The sequence below is a fragment of the Actinomadura sp. KC216 genome (assembly GCF_004348535.1).
Taxonomy (GTDB): Bacteria; Actinomycetota; Actinomycetes; order Streptosporangiales; family Streptosporangiaceae; genus Spirillospora.
The window spans coordinates 1-3,756 of the sequence record NZ_SMJX01000517.1; the positions used below are offsets into that span (position 1 = coordinate 1).

5 protein-coding genes are annotated in these 3,756 nt (G+C 70.6%); 3 read left to right on the plus strand and 2 right to left on the minus strand.

What is annotated here, in order from left to right; genetic code table 11:
* Positions 1-83: 83 nt before the first annotated feature.
* A complete protein-coding gene (locus E1264_RS41300) occupies positions 84-968 on the plus strand; it encodes an alpha/beta hydrolase (protein ID WP_132182825.1) in 885 nt (294 codons plus the stop codon).
* A gap of 12 nt (positions 969-980) precedes the next feature.
* Here E1264_RS41300 and E1264_RS41305 read toward each other — a convergent pair whose 3' ends face one another.
* Both E1264_RS41305 and E1264_RS41310 read right to left on the minus strand, forming a co-directional pair.
* Positions 981-1,412: a PPOX class F420-dependent oxidoreductase gene (locus E1264_RS41305; protein ID WP_132182827.1), complete on the minus strand. Its 432-nt coding sequence runs from the start codon at positions 1,410-1,412 to the stop codon at positions 981-983.
* Entirely contained in the window at positions 1,409-2,284 is an 876-nt protein-coding gene (locus E1264_RS41310; RefSeq protein WP_207936932.1) for an NAD(P)-binding domain-containing protein, read from the minus strand. Before E1264_RS41310 ends, E1264_RS41305 begins: the two co-directional genes overlap by 4 nt.
* Positions 2,285-2,392: 108 nt before the next feature.
* Between E1264_RS41310 and E1264_RS41315 the strand changes: the two genes are divergently transcribed.
* Positions 2,393-2,794: a MerR family transcriptional regulator gene (locus E1264_RS41315; protein ID WP_132182831.1), complete on the plus strand. Its 402-nt coding sequence runs from the start codon at positions 2,393-2,395 to the stop codon at positions 2,792-2,794.
* Positions 2,791-3,756: winged helix DNA-binding domain-containing protein (locus E1264_RS41320; protein WP_132182833.1), on the plus strand; the 966-nt coding region annotated here is incomplete at its 3' end. The genes E1264_RS41315 and E1264_RS41320, both read left to right, overlap by 4 nt.

Consider the following 3,756-nt stretch of genomic DNA (forward strand, 5'->3'; position numbering starts at 1 on the left):
CGGCCCCCGCGGCGCCGCACCGTCCCCCGTAAAGTCGGCCGAAACCGGAACAGAAGGAGAAACCGCACCCGAAGGGAACGCCCGTGGACGGCTGGACGCTGCGCAACAGCTACGAAAGCTCACAGGGAGAAGTCCGATGGGACCGATTGGCCCCGGGCGATCCAGGCGATCCAGGCGATCCGGGCGACCTCGGTGACCCCGGTGACCGGCCTCTCGTCCTCCTCCACGGGACGCCGTTCTCCTCGTTCATCTGGCGCCACGTCGCCCGCGCCATGACGTCCCCCACCCGAGCGGTGTACGTCTTCGACATGCCCGGCTACGGCACGTCGGCCATGTCCGAAGCCCAGGACCTATCGCTCGACGCCCTGGCCGGAGTGTTCGCCGAGCTCATCGACCACTGGGGCCTGACTCGTCCGGACGTCGTCGCGCACGACTCCGGCGGAGCCGTCGCGCTCGGCGCGCTCGTGGACCGCGGCGTCCGCTACCGGCGCCTGGCCCTGGTGGACGCGGTGTCGCTGCCGCCCTGGGGCAGCGAGTTCTTCGCGCTGGTGGGCGAGCACGCGGACATCTTCCGCCGGCTGCCGGGCCCTCTGCACCGCGCCATGCTCCGCGAATACGTCACCACGGCCAGCTCACCGGGACTGCACCCGGACATCCTGGACACCTTGACCGCCCCGTGGCTCGGCACGGCCGGGCAAGCCGCGTTCTACCGCCAGCTCGCCCAGCGCCGCGCCGACCCCGCCTACATCGACCGCATCCGGGACGGCTATCCCGCGATCGACCTGCCCGTCCTGGTCTGCTGGGGCGCCGACGACACCTGGGTCCCCGCGGACCGCGGACGTGAACTCGCCGCCCTCATCCCCAACACCGACCTGCACCTCATCAATGGCGCGGGCCACCTGCTCCCCGAAGACCGCCCCGCCGAACTGACCGCCGCCCTGCTCCCCTTCCTGGACGCCCCGCGCTAGCAGGCCACCCCTTTAGCGGATCTTGGCGCCGTAGACGTGATCGACGGTCATCGTCATCAGCACCCGGCGATCGGACACCATGACCGACCGGTACTCGTCCCAGTCGGGATGCTCCCCGGCGGCGGCGCGGTAGTAGTCCACGAGCGCCTCGACCTCGGGACCGTGCGGATCGGTGCCCGGCCCGGTGAGCGTCGCGACGCCTTCGGCGGTGGCCCAGGCCCAGCCGTCCTTGCTGGTGACCTCCAGCGTGGCGCGCGGGTCCCGGCGCAGGTTCGCCGTCTTGGCCCGTCCCTCGGTCATCGACACGTAGATGACATCGGCCGCCTGGTCGTAGAAGGGCGAGACGGGGGAGAGCTGAGGGCGCCCGTCCGACTTGATGGTGGCGAGGATGCCGAGCCGGCTCTCCGCGAGCAGCGCGCGCGGGTCGAACGATGCGGTGGTCACGGTCGCGCCTCCGATGGTTTCCGGAACTGCTCGATCAACGCAGCGTAACCGTCGCCGCCTCGTCCACCGGCCACGGCTCGCCCGCCCAGGCTCTTGATGAGCCGGGGAAGCTCGGCATTGACCCCGAGTGACTCGCTCTCCTGAACGAGATGCTCCATCGCGCCGACATGGGTGTCGATCGTGGAATCGAGCGCCGGATACGCGCCGTCGTCGATCTGCTGCGCGTAACCGGGCAGCCAACCGGCCACGGTCTCGACCGCCCGTCCGGCGAGCGGGGCGAACCGCGTCGCGCTGACACCCGCCGTCTCAAGCAGCGCGGCCCCGTGCAGGAAGCCGTTGAGGATGTTCCACATCAGGCTCACCCCGGCCACTTCGTACAGCCCCGAGAGCCCTGGGTCGTCCCCAAGGAAAACCGTCTCGGGGGCGAGGCTTCTCAGGACCGGTTCATGCAGATCGAAGGCGGCCTGCGGCCCGCTGTAGACGATGGTGGCGTCCGCCGTGCCGATGCCCGCCGGAACGGCCATGATCGCACCGTCCAGATAGCGCCCGCCCCGCTGCGCCGCCCACTCGCCGACCTCCCGCGCCTGCGCCGACGTCCCCGAGGTCAGGTTCACCAGGACCCGGCCGTCCAGGACGTCCCCCAGCGGTTCGAGAAGCTCCCGGACCGCCCCGTAGTCCGAGACGCAGACGACCACGACCTCCCCGCCCGCGACCGCGTCGCGAACCGACCCGGCGAGCGTCGCCCCTCGCGCGACGAGATCCTCCGCCTTGCCCGCCGTGCGGTTCCAGACCGTCACCGGATACCCACCGTCCAGGAACGCCCCGGCCAGAGCCTGCCCCATCAAGCCCAGACCCAGGACGGTCACAGGCATACGTCCGGCATCGTTGTTCCCCATCATCTGCTCCCCCGAGATCGGCAGTCGCTCATGGCAGAATCATCAACGTTCACATCGATATGAAGGTCAAGGAGGAGCGGGCGCGTGCTGATCGGGGAGCTGAGCAGACGGACCGGAGTCCACGCCCACCAACTCCGCTATTACGAGGCCCAGGGCCTGCTGGAACCCCGCCGCAGTGCCAACGGCTACCGCGACTACGGCGACGATGCCGTGCTGACCGTGACCCAGATCAGAAGGCTGCTCGAAGCCGGGCTGTCCACGCAGGAGATCGCGTTCCTCCTGCCCTGCGCCACCGGCACCGCCCCAGACCTCGAGCCCTGCCCCGAGCTCCTGACCGCCCTGCGCACACGCCTACGCGGCCTGGACGAGCACATCGACACACTCGTCCGCTCCCGCCAGGCCTTGGACGACTACATCAACGCCACCGAACGCCGAATGCCGGGCCCCCACCAAGACGGCGAAGCCACCCCACAGCTAGCACGATGACCGTCCTCAGCCGCGCGCAGGTCCTCGCCTTCCGCTTCGCCGCCCACGACCTCGGCCCCACCACCCCCGGCGACGGCGCGACGGTCCTCGCCACCGGTCTGCAGGACTACCCGCCAGGACGTAGCGCGACGCTCGCCCTCCGCCTCCGGACCTCCGCGCCCCCGCCCACGATCCTCGTCCATTCGATCCGGGGCGCCATGCACCTGCACCGCGCCGCCGACCTGCCACGGCTGGCGGCGGCCCTCCGGATCGAGGACGTCCAAGACCTGCCGCCCCAGTCGATCGGCCCGTTCGGCGCCCATCTGGCCGACCAAGGCATCACCTTCGACTCCGCCTTGGACGAGGTCGCCGCGGCAATGCGAACCGCCGTCACACGTCCACTCACCAAAGGCGAACTCAGCGGCACGGTGAGCCCCGAAGTGGACCGGCGGCTCACGCCATGGTGCGAAGGCTGCGGCGCCGCACACGTCCACGACCAGCTCTTCCGGCAGGCCACCCTCCAGGCCGGGCTCGCCATCGAGGTCGACGCCTCGGCCCCGAGCCGGTTCCGCTACCGTCCAGCCGACCCGTTCCCACCCGCGGACTCCAGGGACAGCCGCGCCACGCTGGTACGCGACTTCCTGGCGGCCTTCGGCCCCGCCCGCCCCGCGCATCTGGCGTCCTGGCTGGCCATCACCCCGAAGGCAGCCCGCCGCTGGTGGACTCTCATCGCCGACGAACTACGCCCGGTAGAAGTAGACGGCACCAAGTACTGGACGCACATCGACCACCTGGACCGCCTTCAGGAACCCGACACCTCGCTCGGGCCCCGGCTGCTCCCTCCGTACGACCCGCTCACAGAACTGGCCGATCGGCCCCTGCTGGTCCCTGACGCCACCCACCGCAGAACAGTCTGGCGGCCAGCCGCAAACCCGGGAATCCTCCTGCTGGACGCCGAAATAGCCGGCACCTGGCGCCAGCAC

Excerpts from the sequence above, each read along its gene's own strand:
- E1264_RS41310 (WP_207936932.1), bottom strand. The coding sequence starts at position 2,284 with ATGCCTGTGACCGTCCTGGGTCTGGGCTTGATGGGGCAGGCTCTGGCC.